Origin of the sequence: Streptomyces sp. NPDC007095 (assembly GCF_040634475.1) — a bacterium.
In the GTDB taxonomy this organism is placed as follows: domain Bacteria; phylum Actinomycetota; class Actinomycetes; order Streptomycetales; family Streptomycetaceae; genus Streptomyces.
The window spans coordinates 1-1,994 of the sequence record NZ_JBEYFS010000493.1 but is presented as its reverse complement, the minus strand read 5'-3'; the positions used below and the strand labels follow the sequence as shown (position 1 = coordinate 1,994).

General features: G+C 67.4%; 2 protein-coding genes and 1 pseudogene. All 3 read right to left on the bottom strand.

Annotation, left to right across the window (positions count from 1 at the left end):
• Window positions 1–29 precede the first annotated feature (29 nt).
• Window positions 30–971, bottom strand: a complete 942-nt coding sequence (locus ABZ656_RS57670; protein ID WP_360280723.1) for an IS3 family transposase — start codon at window positions 969–971, stop codon at window positions 30–32.
• Window positions 872–1,120: pseudogene (locus ABZ656_RS57665) on the bottom strand (transposase); the annotation flags it as partial. The gene ABZ656_RS57670 and the pseudogene ABZ656_RS57665, both read right to left, overlap by 100 nt.
• 187 nt (window positions 1,121–1,307) lie before the next feature.
• Window positions 1,308–1,658, bottom strand: coding sequence for a DUF6193 family natural product biosynthesis protein (locus ABZ656_RS57660; protein WP_129592384.1), 351 nt, complete (start codon window positions 1,656–1,658; stop codon window positions 1,308–1,310).
• Window positions 1,659–1,994 lie beyond the last annotated feature (336 nt).

The following is a 1,994-nucleotide window of genomic DNA, read 5'->3' as shown; positions in this document are numbered from 1 at the left end:
ACACTCACGGGGTCAGTCATAAGCAAGAGTCAGACCGCCTCAGCCGGGGCTACCCGATCCTTGCGGGATCCGGTGCGAAAAGACTGACAGTCGTAGGCATCACCGACCGAGCCGATCGACGCTGCGATGCCTGCCTGCTGAAGGTGTTCGGCCAGCGCGAACGATGTGTACTGCGACCCGGCATCCGAGTGATGTATCAACTCGCCTTGCTGGTGCGGGTGTTGATCCCGGTCGCGTTGCCACAGGGCCATGTCGAGAGCGTCCAGGACGAGCCGGGTCTCCTTGGTCGTGGCGGCGGACCAGCCGACGATGCGGCGCGAGAAGGTGTCCACCACGAACGTGACGTAGACGACTCCCGACCAGGTCTTCACGTGCGTGAAGTCGGCCACCCAGCAGCGGTTGGGGGCCGGGGCGACGAAGTCGCGGTCCACCAGGTCCGGGGCCCGCTCCGCGCCGGCCGCCGGGATCGTGGTGATCGCCCGTTTGCCGCGGACCGCGCCGGCGATCCCGAGCTCGCGCATCAGGCGCTCGACGGTGCACCGGGCCACCGGATGATGCTGCCGGTTCAGCTCGCGCCAGACCTTCCGGGCCCCGTAGACGCGGAAGTTGTCCTTGAAGACCTCGCGGATCAGCTCCTTGAGCTCGACGTCCCGAAGCGACCGCGCCGAGGGGGCCGTCTGCCGCTTCTTGAACGCGTAGTAGGTGGAGGGGGCGATCTTGCAGTCGTGCGCGGTGAGCACCCGGCAGATCGGCTCGACGCCGCCAAAGCGGTCCCGGTACTCGTCGATGAAGCTCACGAGCGTGTGTGTGGCCGGTCGAGCTCGGCCGCGAAGAAACTCGCCGCGGCCTTCAAGATCTCGTTGGCCCGCTTCAGTTCGGCGTTCTCCTTCTTCAGCCGCTTCAGCTCGGCGGACTCCTCCGTCGTGGTGCCCGCCCGGACGCCGGAGTCGATCTGGTCCTGCCGCACCCACTTGCGCAGCGTCTCGGTCGTGCCGATGCCGAGCTTCGACGCGACGGCCTTCATCGCCGCCCACTCGGTGTCGTAATCCGGACGGACCTCGGTGAACATGCGGACTGCTCTTTTGCGCAGCTCAAGCGGGTAAGGGGAAGGACGTGCCATAACTCGATCCTCTCAAACGATCGAGTCCCTACCGAACCCGGAACGGTTCAGTCGCAGGTCAAAGGGCTGACGTGACCGGATCTAGGGGTGTGGGCGGTCGGTTGCCTCCTCACTGCCATCCGCAGTCGCCTGATGGGCGGTCAACTGAATACCGGAACGTGACTGTCAATGACTGGGTTCGTTCGCATCACTCATCTTGTTCGGCCGTTCCCTCGGCGGTCTGGCCGAGGCCGGCGGGGAGGTGGGACACAGCCAAGGCGACGGCCTCCTCGGCTGTGGCGGTCTCACCGATGGCTCCAGCGTGGGGATGCTTCATCACGCGGAACAGGCTGCCGTTGTGTGACGGGGCAATGGCCACTTCAACACGGAACGGGAATCCGGTGCAGGAGCTGAAGCCGAGCGTCCAGTGGCTGGAAAACACGTAGAGCTGCCGCAGCCGCGGCTCGGCATGCGCCGCTTCCACGAGTTCGGCGAACTCATGGAAAGTCGGAGCCTCGGCCGCCTGCTCCCGCATCGCCCGCCATTGCAGCTCCACCACCGCGGCCGGCCCACGCTCATGGGCCTCGGCACGCTCACTGGAGTGCAGAAACGGCAGGCCCGCCCGCCCTGGCTGCCGACCCGCTGCGGCGCCCGGCCTGGCAGGCGTGGGCGCGCGCGAACCCTCGGCGGTTCGGCGAGAACCTCACCGAACGGATCCCCGAGCAGGTCATGGGCCCTCTGCTCACGTGGGCACTGCGCTGGGTCGACGACTTCGCCGAGGACGTCCTCGCCGCCCGCGACTCATGCCCCAGCCCCAGCCCGGCCCCGATGTCCGCACCGCGGACGTCTACCTGCTCTTCGCACACGAGCCGTATCACCCCGGCCCCGGAGCCCA